This window comes from Oerskovia enterophila, assembly GCF_044748475.1.
Taxonomy (GTDB): domain Bacteria; phylum Actinomycetota; class Actinomycetes; order Actinomycetales; family Cellulomonadaceae; genus Oerskovia; species Oerskovia enterophila.
Genome location: NZ_JBIVFZ010000011.1, coordinates 1 through 2,866, shown reverse-complemented (window position 1 = coordinate 2,866; position 2,866 = coordinate 1). Strand labels below are relative to the sequence as shown.

Genomic DNA, 2,866 nt, shown 5'->3' with positions numbered 1-2,866 from the left:
ACTGCCCTGGAGACGGGGTGGGAGAGTAGGTCGCCGCCGGACAACCATTCACCAAAGGCCCACCCCACACGGGGTGGGCCTTTGGCATACCCCCACACAATCCGGCCACGCCGGCACCACAAGGCCCACTGCACCGCCGGCCCGCCAATGCAGTCGGCCATGAACACCCAGCCCCGAGCACCCTGTGCCCGGGGCACTTCTGTACCCAGAGCTCGGTCGTCAGAACTGCGCCGGCCCATACCCCGCTCACGTTCTGACAACACCACCGCCATGACCACGTGTCAGAACCTCACCGGGCTATACCCCAGCCAGCTTCTGACAACTCTCCCGAGGGGTCGGCGGCACGCGGCGGGTGTGGGTGTCGACCTGTCCACCCCGAGGCGGCTCGCTGACATCGATGTCTGGAGCGCATCGACAGCTGTTTCGACAGCCCGCGCGGTCAGGCATGGACGTCGCTCGACGTGCGCCCCTCCGTGGAGCCTCGTGACATCGCGGAGGCCGGGGCTTGATGAGAACCGTCTTTCGCGCTTGGGGCAAAGAAGGACGGGGGACTGAACTCGAGCTCACCGAACTCTGGTGGGGTCCGGGCGCCGCGAAGCGGGGTCGTCGGCGACGGGGACGTGTGTCAGAGCGTCGCGAGAGGCCGCGCCCGCGCTCGACGATCTGCTGACAAAGCTCCGACGGCCTGACGACCGCGCGCAGCAGTGGCGACGTCTCCACCAGCCGTGCGTCGGGCTGGTCGACGGACAGACGGTCGTGTCGACCAGCTCAGGTCGGCCCTCCGACGGAGGAGCGTCCGTGACCGCGCTACGGCCGGCCGCTGGTGACACAGGCACCCCGACGCCGGACCGTCGCGGTACCACTGGGCGGTGGGGTCCTCGCCGCTTGGCCAGCGGATCCGCACGCAGCCGGCGCTAGCATCGGCGGATGACCGCCCTACGGCCCGCCGCCGAGGACACCGGCACCCCGCCGGACCGCCTCGCTGCCGTCGCTGTGCCACTGGGCTGCGGGGTTCTCGCCGCCTTTGCCGCCGCAGTGGGCCCGGCCTTGGTCGTCGGTGTCTTGTTCGCCCCGGCCGTCATGCTTCCTCTCGGCCTTCTGCTGCTCGTCGGGATCCCCTTCGCCAACGCCGCGATCCTGCGGGCAGCCACAGGACGGCGCCGGATAGGGCTGGCAGTCGTGCTCACTCTGCTCGCCCCAGCGGCGATCGGAGCGGAGCTCGTGGCGCAGGGCGAGATCCCCTTCGACCCGCGCTACGGCGTCCCGGTGCCGGTGGTGATCGGCGCCCTCGTGGCGGGGATCTCGACGTTTGCACTCCCGAGGTGGGCGAAGCTGTTCGGCGGACTCACGATCGTCCTCGTCGCCGTGCTGTACGGCTGGCAGGCCGCATCGGATGCCACCCAGGAGGCCGCTGCAGCCAGAGCGAGCAACGTCGCGGCACGTGAAGCGATGTACGACAACTTGCTCCCTGGCGCGACGACCACCTTGACCGGCGCCCGGACCGACCTCCGCACGCTCACTGGAGAAGTCGCCGAAGTCGGGGTCGACCGGGACGGACGGGAACTCACGATCACGATGTCGGTGTGGGGCGACCCTGGTGAGGAAGACCCCGACGGCTTCGCGTGCTGGCTGCTGTCCTCCGGCGAGGGGAGCTGGATCGTAGGACAGGTCTACGCGGACTTCGCCGACCGCTGCCGCATCGTCGACGGAGGCTGGGCTAGCTCCGATGGGCTCACGTTCGGAACGTACCGCGACGGGTACTGGGTCACCGTCGACGCAGGTGCCGCCGCAACAGTCGAGGATGTCGCGGCCGTCGCCAGCACGCTCACGGACGTACCCGAGACCGAGCGCCGCGCCCACTGGGAGGTCATGTCAGACCTCCCCGCTGGATGAGAGTGGTCCCCAGACCGTGCGACAGCGTCCTCGAGCTACAGGATGCGTCGGAAGAACACAGCAGGTTCGGCTACCTCGAGTGACTCCAGCTCTGCCACAAGACGGATGAAGTGCTCGGTCTGGGTATGAGCCATCAGATGGTCGTCGGACTCCCACTCCTCGGTGAGGAGCAGCGAGGTCGGCTCGTCCGCGCGCTGCAGGAGCTCGTACGACCGGCAGCCGAGCTCGCGCCTGGTGGCGGCGACGAGCTCCTCGTAGACAGCGAGGGCTCGAGGGAGGTCGGCTTCCTGCACCCTGCAGGGAACGTGGACGCGGATCAAGGAGTCTCCTCGGGGAGTGAAGGGTCGTCAGGGCCGGGACGGAGCCCATCGTGCAGGTCGACGACGGTCCGGCGCGCACGGATCCACGTCCGCGGGGCCGGGCCGGCCGCCCTCGCCGACCGTAGTCCCTTCCGGCGTGAGCCGGGGGCAGCCACCAGGGATCTGGGCGCCGAGAGACGGCGGGGAAGGTCTCCGCGTCGCGCGCACCGGACGATCGCGCGCGACGCGGTCCTGCTGCGCACTCGCCGGGCCCGACGTCGGCGCCCGAGACGCTCCGCTCGGGGCACGCCGACGCGGTGACCGGGGTCACCCTGAGCGGGTTTGACCAGAGGGGCCTCCCCCAGTAATGTTCTCTGAGTCAGCCCGGCAGGGAGGAACAGACACCACTGCGAAGCTCCTCGGAGCCGCCGCGAAGTGGCTGGATCCCCCGGGTGAGCCAAACCTCCTTGAGACTTCTGAGGACATTCGTGTCCTCGAGGAGTAGGGAATGTGGCCGACTTGGAAGGCTCGCTTCACGAGAAATCATGAAGTTGGAAGGCCCCGGAGAGTCTGATAAGATTAAGAAGTTGCCCCGAGTGAAGGCCTGGAAACGGGTTGGAGTCGGTGCGTGTCGGTTGCTTGAGAACTCAACAGTGTGCTTGATAGTTAATGCC

The 2,866-nt window shown here is 68.5% G+C and carries 2 protein-coding genes; one reads left to right on the top strand and one right to left on the bottom strand.

Features of this window, described 5'->3' with window-relative positions; translation table 11 throughout:
* The first annotated feature begins 927 nt into the window (after positions 1 to 927).
* Positions 928 to 1,893: a hypothetical protein gene (locus ACIPWA_RS20360; RefSeq protein ID WP_400292460.1), complete on the top strand. Its 966-nt coding sequence runs from the start codon at positions 928 to 930 to the stop codon at positions 1,891 to 1,893.
* 35 nt (positions 1,894 to 1,928) lie between these two features.
* Here the strand turns inward: ACIPWA_RS20360 and ACIPWA_RS20355 are convergent, their stop codons facing one another.
* Positions 1,929 to 2,213, bottom strand: a complete 285-nt coding sequence (locus tag ACIPWA_RS20355) for a putative quinol monooxygenase (protein WP_400292458.1) — start codon at positions 2,211 to 2,213, stop codon at positions 1,929 to 1,931.
* Between the last annotated feature and the right edge of the window lie 653 nt (positions 2,214 to 2,866).

What these genes read in the sequence shown, in the direction of transcription:
- ACIPWA_RS20360 (WP_400292460.1), top strand. Translation starts at nt 928, where the DNA reads ATGACCGCCCTACGGCCCGCCGCCGAGGACACCGGCACCCCGCCGGAC.